This window comes from Sporanaerobium hydrogeniformans, assembly GCF_002735925.1.
Classification (GTDB): domain Bacteria; phylum Bacillota; class Clostridia; order Lachnospirales; family Cellulosilyticaceae; genus Sporanaerobium; species Sporanaerobium hydrogeniformans.
In genome coordinates, this window is sequence record NZ_PEDL01000002.1 from 387,485 (window position 1) to 403,850 (window position 16,366).

Below are 16,366 nucleotides of genomic sequence, written 5' to 3' on the forward strand. Positions count from 1 at the left end.
AATAAGATAAGTTTATAAGGATGGAAATATGCACGAAGTAAGCTTAGCTATGGGTATTATAGAGTGTTTAAATGCATTAATAAAAAATCAACAGATGAGGAGCATTGAAAAGGTAACCGTGCAAATAGGAGAACTTTCTAATGTCATGCCAGAAGCACTCCTTTTTGCATTTGAGGCTATGCTACAATCTCAGTCTATTAATGGACTTAAAAATTGCCAAATGACCATCCAGCGCGTATCAGCAAAGGCAGTATGTAGGCAGTGTCATCAGACAAGTGCGATAACCCATGAAAGAAAGAGATGCCTTTATTGTAAAGGAAATGACTTAGAAATAATCTCAGGTTATGAATTACAAATTAGTGAAGTAGAGGGGGAGGAAGGAGATGCTAGAGACACCTATTAGCATACTGGCTACAAATGATGCTTGTCATACACGTATACAAGCTTTACTAAGAGAAAAGAAAATAGTAATGATTAATATGATGAGTGGACCTGGTGCTGGAAAAACCAGTTTATTAGAAAAACTTTTAATAAGTTTAAAGCAAAAAATAAATGTGGGGGTTATTGAGGGGGATCTTTACACGGCAGAGGATGCAAAAAGGCTTGAAAGGATAGCCATTCCTGTCGTTCAAATTAATACCCAAGGGGCCTGTCACTTAGATGCCTTTATGATTGAAAAAGCCCTTGAGCAACTGCCTATAGATGAACTTGATATGATTATTATTGAAAATGTAGGTAATCTGGTTTGTCCTGCTGAATTCAAAATAGGAGAACATTTTAAAATGATGTTAAGTAGTGTCACAGAGGGAAATGATAAACCAAAGAAATATCCTCTGATGTTTGAGGTAAGTGATGCAATTATCCTTAGTAAAATGGATCTTTTACCCTATGTTCCTTTTGATGCGTTAGCTTTTAGAAAGGATATAGAAGCCATTCATCCGGGGGTTAAGCTGTTCGAAGTATCTACCTTAGCGGAGAAAGGACTTATAGAACTCGAAGCATGGTTTCTTAATAAATTAGAGGAGCTCAGATGTAAGGAGGGCTAATGTGGTTAATAGGATAAGCATTCAAATAGAAGGGAGAGTACAAGGTGTTGGTTTTAGACCTTTTGTGTATCAGTTGGCTCAAAGGTATCAGTTATCGGGATGGGTATTTAATAATGCAGAAGGTGTTGTACTGGAGATTCAAGGAGAAAAAATAGAGGCCTTTCTTGTTGCGTTGGTAGATGAAAAACCAGAGGCTGCTCAAATAAATAAAATTCTAACAAAACAGAAAGTACCTATAAAAGAATCGGAATTTATAATTAGAGAAAGCGAAAAAAGAGTGGATTGTAGGATTGAATTACCTCCAGACAGAAAGATATGTGATAGATGCCTAGGGGAACTGTATACACCTACCAATAGAAGATATAGAGATGCTCTCATCAACTGTTCTCAGTGTGGACCAAGATTTACGATGATTAAGGAGTTACCCTATGATAGGGAGCAAACAACGATGGTGGATTTTGTAAAGTGTGAAAAGTGTGAGGAGGAATATAAGAATCCTTCTAATCATCGCTTTCATACAGAATCGATTTGTTGTCCTGAATGTGAGCCCCAATTGCTATTATGGGATGGAATAAACAAAAGAAGAGACCATAGAGTAGATGCGATTCAAAAGTTAAGATATAAATTGCAAGAGGAGCAAATTGTAGCGATTAAAGGAGTAGGTGGTTATCATTTAGCAACACTTATTAAGAAAGAGTTGATTGAAAAACTAAGAGAGAGAAAAAAGAGGGACTTAAGACCCCTTGCCATAATGGTGAAGGATTTAAAAACAGCAAAAAAATATGGGGAAGTTAGTGATGAGGAAGCAAAGCTTTTAACATCCCATCAAGCACCTATTGTTTTAGTGAAAAAGAATCTAGATTTTGCTTTAGGTGATGTACTTGCTCCAGATACAGAACGGATTGGGCTGATGTTACCTTATATGGGAATCCATCATTTGTTGTTTGAGGAAGGGTTAGAAGCATTGGTAATGACGAGTGGTAATTTGTCAGGTGAGCCTATAGACTATGAGGATGAAAAGGCGCTTTCTCATTTAGAAGGTATGGCAGATTATGTACTTTTTCATAAGAGAAGAATCGAAATAGGAATAGATGATAGTGTCACCTGTGTAATAGGGGGAAAGGAACAAATCATTCGTAGGGCAAGGGGATATACCCCTCAACCCATTACGCTAACTTATTTAAAAGAGCAATTGCAACTCGCACCAATAAGTGGACTAGCTTGTGGAGGAGATATGAAAAATACTTTTTGTATCTTAAGAGAAGATCAGGCTTATTTAAGTCAACATTTAGGGAGTATAGACACAATAAATGGTTTGGCATTTTACAAGAAGAGTATACAACATTTTAAGAAAATTTTAGATTGTGATATACAATGGATAGCCTATGATTTGCATCCCCACTATATAACCACACAGTATGCAAAGGAATTTAAAGAGAAGTTTCTAATAGGCATTCAACATCATAAAGCGCACTTGGCGAGCTGTATAACAGAAAATCATCTAATGGATCCAGTTATAGGTGTGATTTATGATGGGACAGGATATGGAGAAGATGGTCAGATTTGGGGAGGAGAATTTTTTGTAGGCGATTTAAAGGGACTTGAGCGAGTGGGGCATTTACAGTATGTAAAAATGCTAGGAGGGGAGCAAGCCATTAGAGAACCTTGGAGGATGGCCTATAGTTACTTAATGCATTTAGAAGAAGCACTTGGTATAGATTTAAGTGCAAGACGTCATAAGCTTTATAATCAGTTTGCAAAGATAGCCTTAGAGGAAGGGGAGCAATTGCTTGCTATAAGCTGGAAAAAGTCTCTTTTTACACCGTATACGTCTAGTATGGGGAGGCTTTTTGATGGGGTGGCTGCATTGCTAGGAAAAGGCGAAGAAATTGGTTATGAGGCACAGGCGGCTATTTGGTTAGAGCATCAGGTAAAAGACTTAACACAAGAGAGTTACCCTTATGACATGGCTAAAGAAGAGTCGGGTAAATGGGTGATTGGATTTGAGCGCATGTTCAAAGCTCTTATAAGAGACCAAAGTAAAGGAGAAAAAGTATCTACACTCGCTGCAAAATTTCACCAAACCATTATTTGCATGACGGTAGAAATGTGTGAAAAGCTACGTTATAGCTATCATTTGAATCAAGTTGCCTTAAGTGGAGGGGTTTTTCAAAACCATTTCATAGTAGAAGGATGCATAAATGGTCTTTTAAAAAAGGGGTTTAAAGTGTATTGGCAGCAACAAGTACCTACTAATGATGGCGGTATTTCACTAGGTCAATGTGCTCTTGCTTGGGTAAAACTCCAAAAGGAGGAGAGATAATGTGTATTGCTGTTCCAGGACGTGTTATAGCTGTTTATCAAGAAAAGGCAAGGGTATCCATTTGGGGGATTGAAGAAGAAATTAATATCATTTTCTTAGAGGATGTAAAAGTAGGGGAATGGGTACTCATTCATACAGGTTATGCTATTGGAAAGATTGAAGAGCAGAGTGCCAAAGAAGCACAAGCATTTTTAAAAAGCTTAGGAGAACACTAAATGAGATTAGGGGAAGAGCTATTAGAGGATGCTACAAGGAGCAAGGTAATAGACTATATTAGTCATTATGAAGGACCCAAGATACGAATCATGGAAGTGTGTGGGAGCCATACAAAAGCAATCAGTGAATATGGATTGACACAAATTTTACCACCTACAATGGAGTTGGTTTCTGGCCCAGGATGCCCCATTTGTGTCACACCTGATGCTTATTTGATAGATATAAGAAGTTATTGCCAAGATGAAAAAAACATTATAGTATGTTTTGGTGATTTACTGAGATTGCCTCAAATGCAAGGCATAAACCGTAAGCGTGTGCGGATGATTTACTCATCCTTAGAGTGTTTAAAAATAGCAGCAGCTTATCCAGACAAACAGGTGATATTTATAGCGATTGCTTTTGAGACAACAGCACCACTAATAGCATGGGTTATTAAGAAAGCAAAAGCATTAAATTTATTAAACCTAAAAGTATGGTGTGGACTTAAGCGAATGATACCTGTATTAAATTGGATTTCTAATCAAGAAAACATACAAGGGTATTTATATCCAGGGCATGTGGCTGTTATTCTTGGAGAAAAGATTTTCACACAAATTTCTATAGATTATGGTATTCCAGGGGTGATTGCAGGTTTTAAAATGGATGAGCTTTTAGTGGCATTAGCAAGATTGATCGCTTTATGTGTAGAAGGTAAGGCAACGTGTACAAATGAATATGGCAATGTGGTAAGTAGTGAGGGGAATATTTTAGCTCAAAATCAGATGAGGGAAGTATTTGAAACAAGGGAAAGCTTATGGCGAGGCATAGGGAAGGTGCCATTCTCAGGGTATGGCATGAAAGAAGCGTATAAAAATTTTGAAATCATTCCTAGTAACGAGGAAACAGGTGACTCTTATAACAAAATGGGATTATGTCTATGTGGCTTAGTGGTAAGGGGACGAAAAAAACCACAAGAGTGTCCTTTATGGGGCGAATCCTGTACACCCATGCATCCTCAAGGCGCTTGTATGGTTACGGTAGAAGGCGCATGTGCCATAGCCTATCACTTTAAGGAAGGAGGCAAAAATGAAGAGAGTTATTGAACTACTGCATGGAAGCGGGGGAATACAATCCAGAGTTTTAATTGAAGAATTATTCTATAAGTACTTTGATAATACGTATTTGAGACAAAATAGTGATGCGGTTTATCTAGAAATGGGACAGGGCAGGATTGCCTTTACAACAGATTCTTATGTGGTGACACCTCTTTTTTTCCCAGGAGGAGATATTGGGAAGTTAGCGGTATATGGGACGGTTAATGACCTAGCAGTAAGGGGAAGCCAACCCTTATATTTAAGTTGCAGTATGATTATTGAAGAAGGGTTAGAGCTAACTGTTTTAGAAAAAGTTGTTGAATCCATGCATTTAGCGAGTAAAGAAGCAGGCGTGCAAATTGTCACAGGTGATACAAAGGTTGTACCTAATGGAAAGGGAGATAGCCTTTATATTAATACAGCTGGGATCGGGATCATGCGTCATAAAAGAAGTATTAGTCCCTCGGAAATAAGGGCAGAGGATGATGTCATTATAACGGGAAGTATTGGAGAACATGAAATAGCATTACTTTTAGCGAGAGAAGAAGTGCCACTAAAAACAAGAATAACAAGTGATTGTGCACCATTAGGTAGGATGCTAAACACTCTTTGTGAGGAGTTTGAGGGGCAAATACATATGATGCGTGACCCTACAAGAGGGGGTCTAGCAACTGTACTAAATGAAATCATTAGTAGTTCAGAATTAGGTATAGAAATAGAAAAAAGTAAAATTCCTATCCAGGCATGTGTGCAAGGGGTGTGTGAACTGCTAGGAATAGACCCTTTTTATAGTGCAAATGAGGGAAAGGCAGTGATTGTTTGTGATGCACGTATAAGCCATCAACTGCTTAAAAGACTACATACTTTTGAATTAGGCAGAGGGGCTGCTATTATAGGAAAGGTGGTTAAGGTGCATAAGAAGAAGGTATGGGTGAAAACAAAGTTGGGAACTTATTATGTACTAGCACCTTTGTCAACCCTTCAAGTGCCAAGAATTTGCTAATAAAAAGGAGCAAGTCTAGAGGGAGTTGTTGCTTTTTAGGGATTGTGAATCAAAGCATGAAGAAAACTAGCAACCTCTAAATGAATTTCAGGTAAAAGTTCATTTAGAGGGGGAGAGAGTATAAGGGAAGGTTTAATCTCATGTATTTCAATACCAATAAAAAAACCTTGTATTTGGGGGAAGTAAATGCGTAATTCATTTAAAAGATTAAAGCTATGAGCAGAAAGAGAAGGGAGGCTAGGAAAAGTATCAAGAGGCATATAAAAGACAGTTCCTAAAGTATTTTCGAAATGGCAACTATCTAAGATAATAATAAAATCATCAGGCTCTATTTCTTCCAAAGCATAAAAACAATCGGTTTCTGCTTGAAAAAAGCTCATGTAGGGCATCAAAAGAGGATTGCCAGCAAGCTGTTTAAGAAGGTGAAGGGCAATAGCATCATCTCCTAACAAGGGGTTACCAATTCCAAAGACTTTAATCATTAAATCACCTGTATTATAAAATCCTTTTTATAAGGACTTGTAATATGTGCAGCACAATTTAAACAAGGATCAAAAGAGCGAACAATTCTTCCAATCTCTACAGGATGGTCTATGTTTTGAATAGGTGTATTTAGTAAGGCGCTCTCGCAAGGACCAGGCTGGGACTGGTTATCTTTAGGAGAAAGATTCCAAGTAGAAGGTGGTAAGAGAGAATAATTTTTTATAGTATTTTTTTCAATCTGAATAAAATGAGCCAATGGACCTCTACAAGCTTCAGTTAAACCTATGCCCTGAGCATTTTCAGAAACCACCCAGTCACTATTATAAAAATCTTCTAAGGTGACTTGCTCTAAAAAGGCTAAAAGACATTCGCATAATTTTTGGATTTCTAGACCTCTTGTAATGAGACGGTCCATAGTGGCAAAGCCATGGTTATAAAGACCACTCATCGTCATTCTGGCTAAAGGTCCTCCTTCTAAAGATAAGCCCAAATATCTTGGAGCGCTCACCCAAGAATAAGCACCTTGTTTTTGACGGTTGGGAACGGGAGGCATACTTTCTAGGGGAAGGGGTTCATCCGGTGCATTAAACCAAGAATAAGAGAAACTCTCCGTAATGAGATGGATATCAAGGGGAGCTAAATGGTGATTAATAAAAGTCCCCCTAGGACCGTACAAGATAGGATCAGAAGGTTGATCATAAAGTCCATAACTTAAAAAGGCACCTTGAGTTTTACCCAGTGTATAGTATTCTGGATAGTAGTCTCCTAAGGTATAGAGGTTTGGAACCAGAGAAGAGGTTGCAAAATCTAAGATTTCCTTAATAATAGATTGAGCTTGTTCGTACGCTACGATAGTAGGTGTAGTGGTAATACCTCCGACAAAAACACCATGGGCATGAGGTGCTTTACCAGTAAAAGCAGCAAGTGCGGTATGTGCATTACGGCTTAAGGTAAGTGCAGTAAAATAATCTTTTACAAGAAAAAGATTAATGTGGGAGGGTAGACGAAAATCACATAAAGAAGGATTCGATTTGGCTACGGGAGATAAACCTTCAAAGTTCACATAGTCGGGATAAACAAATTGGCAAAGGTGCCTAAGATGGTTTTGGAGCATTTCAAGGCCAAGACAGATATTGCGAATGAGGCGTCCATTAGGAGAGGGGATAACCTGATAGGCATCCTCTAATGCTAATGTAGAGGTGAGGGCATGATTGAGCGAACAAATACCACACGTACGAACTGTGAGATAAATAGCATCTAATGGGGGGCGACCTTGTAGCATTTGTTCAAAGCCTCTAAGTTGCATCCCACCACATGTTGCCTCGGTAATAGTATGATTTTCAATATGTACTTGTACCTCTAATAGACCACTAATTCGGGTGATAGGATCAATGATAAGCGTTTTTTTAGACATAGAAAAATCTCCTTATTATAGGCTATAAAAAGGTTCCATTTGATCAGGGAAACCACGATTCGCACAACCAATGCAAGTTGTATTCGCACCAATAGGCCAATTGTTGCTCTGATTCCAACGAATGAGGGGACAGAGTGTAGCTGTTACAGGACCTCTACAACCAAGTTGAAATAGACATTCTGGATCACCAAAATTTTTGGCAAATATTTTTTGGTCAAAGTAGGAACGTCTAGGGCAATGTTCGTGTATTTTTTGATCAAAGAAGATTAACGGACGTCCTAAGTTATCTAACTTAGGTATACCGTATTGAAGAATATATCCAATGGTACCAAGTATCCATATAGGGTGACTAGGGCACCCTGGGATATGAATAATCGTAGAAGAAAGAATTTCACTCAAAGGTTTTCCATCGGAGATATTAGGTCTAGCGGCAGTAGGCCCACCAAAACAAGCACAGGTACCTGCTGCAATGATATAGTCAGCATGTGGTGCAATCTGCTTCACTAATTCAAGAGCCGTAATAGGTTTATTTTGATAGTTAACAACAACTGTGTAGAGGCCTTGATCTTTTAGAGGAATAGCACCATCTACAATAAAAAGGAGGGGCTCATTCTGTTTGAGAACTTCCAAGATGTGTGTATAAGCAGCTTCACCTTCATCACCCATTAAACTTCCAAAATACACAACATGACACATATCTTGGAGAAAATCTACAGGACCTGGATGCTCACCATTTAAAAAAGAGATAACCTCACCAAAACAGCCCGAGGTTTCTAGCCATATACAGTTTATTTTAGAAGATGACTTTCGAGGTGTTTGGATATAGAACATAGGACAAGGAGAAAAACTCATGGAATCACCGGACTTTCTAAAATACCAACAGGCATCAATTTACTGATAATTTCCTCTTTGTTTTGACTATGACAGTTTGCTAAAGCATGACTCACATCTTCGCCGGCTTGTAAACCAAAATGAGTGCCACCTCCCCAGGTTGCTTCATAAGTGAGATCATAGACGATATTATCAATTGCAATATAAGCGGGTTGATTGTTTTTTCCGTTATAGTTTTGTTGTAACTGTGCTAAGGTAAAGGGAGTAGTTGGAGTTCTCACATTGTAATGAAATAATAAGGATTGAATGAGTTGTTCTCTAATAGAGGCGATCTTTTGAAGATAGGCATATTTAAGTTCCAGGTGATGGAGAGATGAAATAAGTATTTCAATTTCTTTAAGCTCATTTTCTATTTGACCTATTTCGAATAAGTTAACTTGGGACATAATAATCTCCTAAAGAGTATCTAGTTAAAGTATATTAGCATGAGAGAGATTTATGTTAAAAAATAATGACTCACCTTATTTGCCACTTATAATTCATCATGGCTTAGGGTGAGTCAGTTGTTTTTTAGGGGCTATACTTAATAGAATGAGTAAGTGGTAGGAAAGTATGTTTATATTTTAGTTAAATTAGTATATACTAGAATACAAATAAGGGCAATTATTTAAGGAATGAGAGGAAGACGAGAAATGACACCCCTTAGTCAAAATTTTTATAAACAAAGTGCCCTTATAGGTGCTAAGTCACTTTTAGGGAAAACATTGGTGAGAACCTATCAAGGAGAAGATTATGGTTTTAAAATAGTTGAAGTGGAAGCTTATATGGGTATTTTAGACAAGGCTGCTCATGCTTTTGGTGGTAAAAAAACAAATCGTACAGCACCCATGTTTGAAGCGGGTGGAATTGCTTATATTTACCTCATTTATGGCATGTACAATTGTTTGAATATCGTGATGAATGAAGAAGAAATACCAGAGTGTATTTTAATTAGAGCAGTAGAGCCACTCGATCAAAGGGCATTAGATTTTGCAAAAGCCAATAGGCAAATGAAATCCAAAAAAATGCAAGATTTAACAAATGGGCCCGGAAAACTCTGTAGAGCTTTACGAATTGATAAAACTTTAAATGCGAAGCCAGTTAATAAAAAGGGGGCGTTGTGGTTAGCAGAAGGTGAGGCGATAGAGGGTGACATAGTAGAGGCTAAGCGCATTAATATTCCTTATGCAGAAGAGTATCAAGATAAATTATGGCGCTTTTATATAAAGGATAGCTCCTATGTATCAATGAGGGATTCACATTGAACAAAGAAAAGAATAGCTTGGGAGATAAAGAACAGATAAAAGAACGAATGTAGAGGGAGAAGTATGAAAAAGAACTGGATTTATTACGTGATAGCATTTTTGGTAGTGGTGATTTGGAGTACCACTTTTATTTCTACTAAACTATTATTAAACACATTAACACCTGTAGAAATTATGTTTAATCGCTATATGATAGCCTATGTGCTCCTGTGGCTGATGCATCCTAAATTTTATAAAATGAAAAGTTTAAAAGAAGAAGCACTCTTTATAGGAGCTGGTATTTTTGGAGGGACACTCTATTTTTTAACAGAGAATTATGCACTTCAATATACCTTGGCTTCTAATGTAGGTATTTTAGTAGCAGTAGCACCTATTTTAACAGCTATTTTTTCACATTTTTTAATAAGGGAAGAAAAGTTCTCAAAGCAAGCCATTATGGGCTCTATTCTTTCTTTTTTAGGAGTAACATTGGTTGTACTCAATGGGCGCTTTGTCGTGCAAATGAACCCATTAGGAGACTTTTTGGCAATAGGTGCAGCTATTAGTTGGTCCATTTATTCTATTTTAATTAAAAAAATTCCACATACTTATAATGGGATTTATGTGACCCGTAAAACCTTTTTTTATTCCATTCTCACTATGCTACCTGGTGTTATAGTGACAGGCTATAGATGGGATGCTACACTTTTGCAATCACCGGGTATTATGGCGCATTTATTATTCTTAGGTATTTTAGCCTCTTCCATATGCTTTGTTTTATGGAACAGAGCCATTTGGCACATAGGCCCAGTAACTGCCAATAATTTTATTTATTTCATGCCCTTTATTACAATGATTTGTTCCGGTTTATTATTAAAGGAGTCCATTTCTTTTTATGCCATTTTAGGAGGGATTTTGATTATAGGTGGAGTGTACATTGCTGAACATAGAGTGGGCTTTAAAGAGTCGGTAAAAACAATCACAACAGATAAAGGGGTTTTATGATATAATAAGGTAAGCGTTTGAATCATACCATAAGGATAATGAGGAGATAAAGGAACTAATGAATACAGTTATAATTGTAAACAGTGAAACATTTGGAAAAGGCGATGAGACATTGGGCATTTCTTTAATAGGTGCTTTTTTAAGGAAGATATGGGCAAATGAGGAAAAGCCTCAGACCATTATTTTTTATAACTCAGGAGTAAAGCACTTAGGTCCACAGTCTACTCTATTAGAAGTACTCCATGGACTTGAAGAACAGGGAGTAGAGCTAGTAGCTTGTGGCACCTGCATCGACCACTATGGGCTTAAAGAAGTTTTACAAGTAGGGCGACGTACAGATATGGCAGAAATCGTTCATTTAATGATGACGGCAGAAAAGACTATTACTGTGTAAATAGCCACTAAAAATAGCGCCAGGCTTCAATGCATGTGAAGCTTGGCGCTATTTTTAGTGGCTATTAAAGCTCATTGCAGTATTCAAGCTGCTGAAGATAGTCAAGAATGTCAGCTTTGCTACCTTGAAAGACAATTTGCTCCTCATTTTGGGAAAGTTGATAACGGTACATAGGGTCATAATAATCATGAAGAAAAAGATAAATCCAATTTTCATGAGGGGTAAAGGTGTCAGTAGCAAGTTGCTCTTTGTAAGCCGTATCAAAGGTATTCAAAAACTGTTTATAGCGGTCACCACCTAGGCGTTGCTGTACTTTACGTATACTTTCGGTGATATAGTGATACCACTGAGAGAGTCCTGCTTCACCATAGGCATGCTGATAGGCTTCTTGAGAATCTACTACATATTCTTTGAGTGTAATTTGTATACGTTCTTCTAAGGGCACTTCTAATACAATAAGACCTGCACTGTTAAAGTAGTCACCTAAAGCTCTAGGAACAAAGTTACAGCCAATATGCCTTCCTTCATCTTCCACAAGCATATAGCGGTAGCTGTGTGCCTGATGATGAATAAGTGCATAGGCCAAGCTGTTTTCAAAATTTACTTGAGTAGGTTGAGGGGTAATATGGCTTCCAAAAGAAGAGCCCCTATGGTTAGCAAGTCCTTCTAGATCAATGGCTTGTTTGAGTTCTCTAAGTAACAGCGTTTTACCAGAACCTGTAAAGCCACCTAGACGTAAAGGGGTAATAGAAACAGGTGGGGTCTCTAATACTTGGAGAAGATAATTTCTAAAAGCTTTATAACCACCTTCAAGACGTGTGATTTCTATGCCTAACTCTTCCTTTATCCATTCTTGTGCGATACGTGAACGGGAGCCTCCTCTAAAGCAATAGAGTAAAGCATCAGGATGGGCGAGTAGATAGGTACGCCAAGCCTCAAGACGGTCTTCTTTAACCTTCCCTGAAACAAGTTGATAACCAAGAGCAGTAGCACATGCATTTCCTTTTTCTTTATAACAAGTTCCGACCACATGTCTTTCTTCATTTGACATAATAGGTAGGTTAACAGCGTTTGGAACAGCACCCTTCTCAAACTCAATAGGAGCTCTCACATCTATTAGGGACGTATTATTTAAAACGATTTGTTTAAAATCATGAGTAAGTTCAGTAGACATTTAAATCACCTGTATCAGTTTTTCTTTACGTTTACAAGTTTCACCAATAGAGGAGAGCTTTAAACCAACAGTTTGAGTTATTTCTAAGAAAGCTTCAACACTTTCTTTTTTGATAATAGCAAGTAAGCCACCAGAGGTTTGAGGATCACAAAGAATATTTCTTTGGATTTCTGTCATTTCAGATACGGTATGACCATAGCTTGCAAAATTGTTACGACTACCACCAGGAATACAGTCTAAAGCAAGGTACTTATGAACATGGGGTAAAAGTGGAATACGATCAAAGTAAATAGTAGCGGAGATATTACTGCCATCACAAATTTCACCTAGATGACCTAAAAGACCAAAGCCGGTCACATCAGTGAGTGCCACAACACCATCAAGAGCTGAAATCTGACTACCTATTTGATTGAGGGTACACATGGCTTCTATGGCAGGTTCAATATGTCCTTCTTCTATTTTCTTTCTTTTTTGGGCAGTAGTAAGGATGCCAATTCCAAGGGGTTTAGTGAGGAAAATCTCACAATCCTCCTGTGCTTTATTATTTTGTTTAAGATTTTTAGTTTCCACTAGACCTGAAACAGCTAAACCAAAAATAGGTTCTGGGGAATCAATGGAGTGTCCACCGGCAAGAGGGATGCCAGCAGCTTCACAGACAGCGCGTCCCCCTTCAATGACTTTTCCAGCGATTTCGGGTGGTAATACTTTAATAGGCCAGCCCAATATAGAAAGTGCCATAAGTGGTTTACCCCCCATTGCATAAATATCACTAATAGCATTCGTTGCAGCAATTTTACCAAAGGTATAAGGATCATCTACAATAGGCATAAAAAAGTCAGTAGTACTAAGAAGAGCTGTACCATTACCTAAATCCAAGGCAGCAGCATCATCTTTAGTAGCATTACCCACTAAAAGGTTAGGAAAAGTCATAGTGCCACGAGAGTTTTGAAGAATAGTTTCGAGTACGGCAGGGGCAATTTTGCAGCCACAGCCTGCTCCATGGCTATATTCTGTAAGTTTAATCGTTTCCATCATACAATCCTTCTTTACATAGTTTTTATTTTCATTATAACATAGTTTAATAAGACTTAAATAGGTTATTACCGCCTATGTGACTAAGTTACAGAATAAAATACTTCTAGTGTATATACTTTAAAGGAATGAATAACAAGGAGGTAAAGAGATGGCAAAAATAAAAAGAAAGGCATTGGTTGATACGGAGTTTTGTGTTGCATGTGGCTCATGTGTTAAAGTATGTCCACTTCAAATTATAACGATAGAGCAAGGTGTATTTGCGAAGTTAGAAAAAGATAAATGTGTTGGATGTGGCAAATGTGCTAAAGCATGTCCCGCATCGGTCATAACTATTGAGACAATGGAGGTGGAGTAAAATGCAAAAAAATAAAAAGAAATTGACGGATTATATGTGGATTTTAAGTATAACTTATTTGATTTTAGGTTTGTTTAATATATTATTTGCATGGTTAGGGCTTCTATGTTTTTTTATTCCACTTATTATTGCATTAGTAGGTGGTGGAAAAAAATATTGTAATCGCTACTGTGGAAGAGGACAGATGCTGGAACTAATGGGAACAAAGCTTAAACTCTCTAGAAATAGGGATATCCCTCATTTTTTAAAAAGCAAGTGGTTTAGATATGGCTTTTTAGTTTTCTTTTTAAGTATGTTTATAGTGATGCTATTTACCACTTATTTGGTATTTAGTGGTGTAAAAGATTTAAAGCAAGTGGTTACATTAATTTGGACCTTTAAGGTACCTTGGAACTGGGTAGATATCAGTGGAGTAACGCCATGGATTGCACAATTTGCTTTTGGGTTTTATAGTATCATGCTGACATCTTCTGTTTTAGGAATAATCACGATGATGCTTTATAAACCAAAATCTTGGTGTGTTTATTGTCCAATGGGAACCATGACACAGCTTGTATGTAAAGCAAAATACAAAGAAAAAACTAAATATTAAGTAAATTAACCCTCATAAATCCTTAAAATAGGTGTTTATGAGGGTTTTATTATGTATTTCTTTCAAATTAGAACTAGGTTTAATTTGTGGTCTATAATTCCTTTTGCCCTTCCCTCAAGGGCAAACTCAAGGGAAATCATAAAAATAACGATACCTGAAGGGCAAAGATTGCCCTTCACAACTTAAGTTGATATCCAACATTTTCCTGTGATATAATTAAGAAAGAAAATATCGAAAAATAAAAAGAGAAAGAGGTTTTTCGAATGTCAAAAAATCAAGAAATCCTAATGGAAACAACACATGGTCGTAAATCCAGTTGTAAAACAGAGTTTAAGGCTGTGTTGAGTAAGGTTTTAGTTAGTGGTTTAGTGTTGGCTACTATTATAGGTAGTGTCACTCCGGCTTATGCTACTGAAATGACCAATTAAAAACAAGAGAGTAGGAGAGGATAGAACCTTTCTTTTTTTATGCCTTCTTTCATAACTCAGGAGGGCAACTTGTACATGATACCTCTCATGCACAATGGGGTATAAGTATTAAGGTTTTAAGGATTTTTGTACCTGTATATTTTTCAAGAAAAATATCGGTAAGGCTATGCCTTACCGAATACTTAAATTAAGATGGAGCTGTCGCATTAGCTGATTTTAATCAGCTAATGCGACAGCTCCTATATTTATCTTGAAAAAGATAGAACTCTATATCTTAATCCCTTAGTAGTAATGGATTAATAGGTATTTTGAGTTGAAGATACACTTTCAAGGGGGATTATCTCAAACTTTGGTTTGGATAATCCTTTTTCTAATATGTAGGTGCAATCTAAGTTTTTTACTCTCCCAATAGAATACCTTTTCTTTAAAACCTTATTGCAGTGGTTATATAAGCAATCCATAATCTCCAGACCAGAATGTGTATAAAGCAAATCTTTACTAGTACTATCAAATATCATAAACATATTCTCAGACAACTCAAAATCCTTTTCTATATCACAGTATTCATGCACTTCACATTTGTAGATTTCCAGATTTAATTTAGGAATATGATAGAAACAAGTTTGTGACCATAACTGATAATCTTCTTAATTTCTTCTATTAAAGCACATCCTAATGTAACACCCAATTTATCAATTATTTCTCCTAGCTTTCCTGATAACTCATTTATTTTAAAAGCCATAATAATACCCCCTTATTGTTTTTTATTTGCATATCTGTAAATAGTAGATTTGGACACCCCTGTAATCATTTCGATTTGGGAGATTTTAAATTGACCACTTTCATACATATTAATGGCTTTTTCAATTTCTACCGTCTTTAAAGGTCTACCAACTTTACCTTCAGATAATGCCTTTTGATAAGCAGTGTCTTTTTTCTTCTGGTTATAATAAAGATACAGCTTTACGTATCCATTTAGATTTTCCTGATAATCCTCCTCGCATAAAAAAGGCTCCACACAACTACATAAAACAATTTTCTTTTCAGAGAACCTTTGAAAAATATTTGCTAATTCTGATAAGCTATCTGCTATATCTTCAACAGACCTAATTATTAGTTTATCGCCAATTCCCATGCAATCCAGTAGTTTTTCTAATTCAGGTCTTTCAAAAGTATTATCAAAGTACAAATACTTATCTTCAATTTTTAGGTCTTTAATCAGTAAAAAAACTGACTGATTACTTCTCAAATCTTCCACACCCATATTTTCTAGGACGTAAGCCCATATCAATTGGAACACCTCATTCCCATAACCTCTAGTAATTTTGGAACTTTCCAAAATCCTATAGGATAATAATACTGTTTCAAAATCCTAGAGATTTTAGGAAAGTAAAAAGTGTTAGTAAAAGGTGTCATAAAACAACCTCATTTTTTTCAATACTACTATTTTTCAAGATAAAATAATATTTAAAATACCTTCTCTATAACTTTTTGTATCTAAAAATCATAGGCGTTAATTTAATCCTAAGTTTTTCCAAATTAAATAAGTTCCTCTAAATAGCTTTCTATACGAGAATAAGCGGTTTGTCTCATACGTTTCTCATGCAGAGCCAAATTACCTATTCTTAAAAGTATGTCACTGAGTTTGCTATAGCTATGTAATGTCCCTTTCTTTACTGCATAAAATTGATATAAATCAACATTAAGTAAA

At 36.7% G+C, this 16,366-nt stretch carries 20 protein-coding genes; 12 read left to right on the forward strand and 8 right to left on the reverse strand.

Annotated features, from left to right (window positions below):
• The first annotated feature begins 28 nt into the window (after positions 1-28).
• From CS063_RS04725 to hypE, 6 genes are read left to right on the forward strand one after another with little or no spacing between them, the layout of a single operon-like run.
• Positions 29-403, forward strand: coding sequence for a hydrogenase maturation nickel metallochaperone HypA/HybF (locus CS063_RS04725; protein ID WP_099448522.1), 375 nt, complete (start codon positions 29-31; stop codon positions 401-403).
• Positions 384-1,046: a hydrogenase nickel incorporation protein HypB gene (hypB, locus tag CS063_RS04730; RefSeq protein WP_099448523.1), complete on the forward strand. Its 663-nt coding sequence runs from the start codon at positions 384-386 to the stop codon at positions 1,044-1,046. Before CS063_RS04725 ends, hypB begins: the two co-directional genes overlap by 20 nt.
• Before the next feature lies 1 nt (position 1,047).
• Positions 1,048-3,369, forward strand: coding sequence for a carbamoyltransferase HypF (hypF, locus tag CS063_RS04735; protein ID WP_099448524.1), 2,322 nt, complete (start codon positions 1,048-1,050; stop codon positions 3,367-3,369).
• Entirely contained in the window at positions 3,369-3,584 is a 216-nt protein-coding gene (locus CS063_RS04740; RefSeq protein ID WP_180270685.1) for a HypC/HybG/HupF family hydrogenase formation chaperone, read from the forward strand. The genes hypF and CS063_RS04740 overlap by 1 nt, the downstream gene beginning before the upstream one ends.
• Positions 3,585-4,667: a hydrogenase formation protein HypD gene (hypD, locus tag CS063_RS04745; protein WP_099448526.1), complete on the forward strand. Its 1,083-nt coding sequence runs from the start codon at positions 3,585-3,587 to the stop codon at positions 4,665-4,667. It abuts the gene before it with no gap.
• Positions 4,651-5,661: a hydrogenase expression/formation protein HypE gene (gene hypE, locus CS063_RS04750; protein WP_099448527.1), complete on the forward strand. Its 1,011-nt coding sequence runs from the start codon at positions 4,651-4,653 to the stop codon at positions 5,659-5,661. Before hypD ends, hypE begins: the two co-directional genes overlap by 17 nt.
• A gap of 35 nt (positions 5,662-5,696) precedes the next feature.
• On the opposite strand, the gene CS063_RS04755 is transcribed toward hypE, so the two are convergent.
• Genes CS063_RS04755 through CS063_RS04770 form a run of 4 tightly spaced genes read right to left on the reverse strand, consistent with a single transcriptional unit; the run spans position 5,697 to position 8,835 of the window.
• Positions 5,697-6,143, reverse strand: a complete 447-nt coding sequence (locus CS063_RS04755; RefSeq protein ID WP_099448528.1) for a hydrogenase maturation protease — start codon at positions 6,141-6,143, stop codon at positions 5,697-5,699.
• Positions 6,143-7,558: a nickel-dependent hydrogenase large subunit gene (locus CS063_RS04760; RefSeq protein WP_099448529.1), complete on the reverse strand. Its 1,416-nt coding sequence runs from the start codon at positions 7,556-7,558 to the stop codon at positions 6,143-6,145. Before CS063_RS04760 ends, CS063_RS04755 begins: the two co-directional genes overlap by 1 nt.
• A gap of 15 nt (positions 7,559-7,573) precedes the next feature.
• A complete protein-coding gene (locus CS063_RS04765) occupies positions 7,574-8,410 on the reverse strand; it encodes a hydrogenase small subunit (RefSeq protein ID WP_099448530.1) in 837 nt (278 codons plus the stop codon).
• Positions 8,407-8,835: a cytochrome b5 domain-containing protein gene (locus CS063_RS04770; RefSeq protein WP_099448531.1), complete on the reverse strand. Its 429-nt coding sequence runs from the start codon at positions 8,833-8,835 to the stop codon at positions 8,407-8,409. Before CS063_RS04770 ends, CS063_RS04765 begins: the two co-directional genes overlap by 4 nt.
• 246 nt (positions 8,836-9,081) lie before the next feature.
• Here CS063_RS04770 and CS063_RS04775 point away from each other — a divergent pair, with 246 nt between their 5' ends.
• The 3 genes from CS063_RS04775 to yedF all read left to right on the forward strand — a co-directional run bounded on the left by CS063_RS04775 (position 9,082) and on the right by yedF (position 11,071).
• Positions 9,082-9,693, forward strand: a complete 612-nt coding sequence (locus tag CS063_RS04775; protein WP_099448532.1) for a DNA-3-methyladenine glycosylase — start codon at positions 9,082-9,084, stop codon at positions 9,691-9,693.
• Between the two features lie 63 nt (positions 9,694-9,756).
• Positions 9,757-10,677, forward strand: a complete 921-nt coding sequence (locus CS063_RS04780) for a DMT family transporter (protein WP_099448533.1) — start codon at positions 9,757-9,759, stop codon at positions 10,675-10,677.
• A gap of 46 nt (positions 10,678-10,723) precedes the next feature.
• Positions 10,724-11,071, forward strand: a complete 348-nt coding sequence (gene yedF / locus CS063_RS04785; RefSeq protein ID WP_308415430.1) for a sulfurtransferase-like selenium metabolism protein YedF — start codon at positions 10,724-10,726, stop codon at positions 11,069-11,071.
• A 64-nt stretch (positions 11,072-11,135) separates the two neighbouring features.
• Here the strand turns inward: yedF and mnmH are convergent, their stop codons facing one another.
• On the reverse strand, positions 11,136-12,245 hold the full coding sequence (gene mnmH, locus CS063_RS04790) for a tRNA 2-selenouridine(34) synthase MnmH (protein ID WP_099448535.1): 1,110 nt from the start codon (positions 12,243-12,245) through the stop codon (positions 11,136-11,138).
• Positions 12,246-13,280, reverse strand: a complete 1,035-nt coding sequence (gene selD / locus CS063_RS04795) for a selenide, water dikinase SelD (RefSeq protein WP_308415427.1) — start codon at positions 13,278-13,280, stop codon at positions 12,246-12,248.
• A gap of 148 nt (positions 13,281-13,428) precedes the next feature.
• Between selD and CS063_RS04800 the strand changes: the two genes are divergently transcribed.
• From CS063_RS04800 to CS063_RS17590, 3 genes are all read left to right on the forward strand, one after another.
• Positions 13,429-13,635: a DUF362 domain-containing protein gene (locus tag CS063_RS04800; RefSeq protein WP_099448537.1), complete on the forward strand. Its 207-nt coding sequence runs from the start codon at positions 13,429-13,431 to the stop codon at positions 13,633-13,635.
• 1 nt (position 13,636) lies between these two features.
• Positions 13,637-14,227, forward strand: coding sequence for a 4Fe-4S binding protein (locus tag CS063_RS04805; RefSeq protein ID WP_099448538.1), 591 nt, complete (start codon positions 13,637-13,639; stop codon positions 14,225-14,227).
• A 263-nt stretch (positions 14,228-14,490) separates the two neighbouring features.
• Positions 14,491-14,655, forward strand: a complete 165-nt coding sequence (locus CS063_RS17590; RefSeq protein ID WP_180270686.1) for a hypothetical protein — start codon at positions 14,491-14,493, stop codon at positions 14,653-14,655.
• Positions 14,656-15,250: 595 nt separating this feature from the next.
• Here CS063_RS17590 and CS063_RS17595 read toward each other — a convergent pair.
• Positions 15,251-15,397 carry a hypothetical protein gene (locus CS063_RS17595; RefSeq protein ID WP_180270687.1) on the reverse strand — a complete coding sequence of 49 codons (147 nt, stop codon included), beginning with the start codon at positions 15,395-15,397 and terminating at the stop codon, positions 15,251-15,253.
• A gap of 12 nt (positions 15,398-15,409) precedes the next feature.
• On the reverse strand, positions 15,410-15,946 hold the full coding sequence (locus CS063_RS04810) for a helix-turn-helix domain-containing protein (RefSeq protein ID WP_099448539.1): 537 nt from the start codon (positions 15,944-15,946) through the stop codon (positions 15,410-15,412).
• Positions 15,947-16,366: the final 420 nt, after the last annotated feature.

Coding starts and splice junctions, on each gene's coding strand:
- CS063_RS04725 (WP_099448522.1), top strand. CDS start 29: ATGCACGAAGTAAGCTTAGCTATGGGTATTATAGAGTGTTTAAATGCA.
- hypB (WP_099448523.1), top strand. CDS start 384: ATGCTAGAGACACCTATTAGCATACTGGCTACAAATGATGCTTGTCAT.
- CS063_RS04740 (WP_180270685.1), top strand. CDS start 3,369: ATGTGTATTGCTGTTCCAGGACGTGTTATAGCTGTTTATCAAGAAAAG.
- hypD (WP_099448526.1), top strand. CDS start 3,585: ATGAGATTAGGGGAAGAGCTATTAGAGGATGCTACAAGGAGCAAGGTA.
- hypE (WP_099448527.1), top strand. CDS start 4,651: ATGAAGAGAGTTATTGAACTACTGCATGGAAGCGGGGGAATACAATCC.
- CS063_RS04755 (WP_099448528.1), bottom strand. CDS start 6,143: ATGATTAAAGTCTTTGGAATTGGTAACCCCTTGTTAGGAGATGATGCT.
- CS063_RS04760 (WP_099448529.1), bottom strand. CDS start 7,558: ATGTCTAAAAAAACGCTTATCATTGATCCTATCACCCGAATTAGTGGT.
- CS063_RS04765 (WP_099448530.1), bottom strand. CDS start 8,410: ATGAGTTTTTCTCCTTGTCCTATGTTCTATATCCAAACACCTCGAAAG.
- CS063_RS04770 (WP_099448531.1), bottom strand. CDS start 8,835: ATGTCCCAAGTTAACTTATTCGAAATAGGTCAAATAGAAAATGAGCTT.
- CS063_RS04775 (WP_099448532.1), top strand. CDS start 9,082: ATGACACCCCTTAGTCAAAATTTTTATAAACAAAGTGCCCTTATAGGT.
- CS063_RS04780 (WP_099448533.1), top strand. CDS start 9,757: ATGAAAAAGAACTGGATTTATTACGTGATAGCATTTTTGGTAGTGGTG.
- mnmH (WP_099448535.1), bottom strand. CDS start 12,245: ATGTCTACTGAACTTACTCATGATTTTAAACAAATCGTTTTAAATAAT.
- selD (WP_308415427.1), bottom strand. CDS start 13,280: ATGATGGAAACGATTAAACTTACAGAATATAGCCATGGAGCAGGCTGT.
- CS063_RS04800 (WP_099448537.1), top strand. CDS start 13,429: ATGGCAAAAATAAAAAGAAAGGCATTGGTTGATACGGAGTTTTGTGTT.
- CS063_RS04805 (WP_099448538.1), top strand. CDS start 13,637: ATGCAAAAAAATAAAAAGAAATTGACGGATTATATGTGGATTTTAAGT.
- CS063_RS17590 (WP_180270686.1), top strand. CDS start 14,491: ATGTCAAAAAATCAAGAAATCCTAATGGAAACAACACATGGTCGTAAA.
- CS063_RS17595 (WP_180270687.1), bottom strand. CDS start 15,397: ATGGCTTTTAAAATAAATGAGTTATCAGGAAAGCTAGGAGAAATAATT.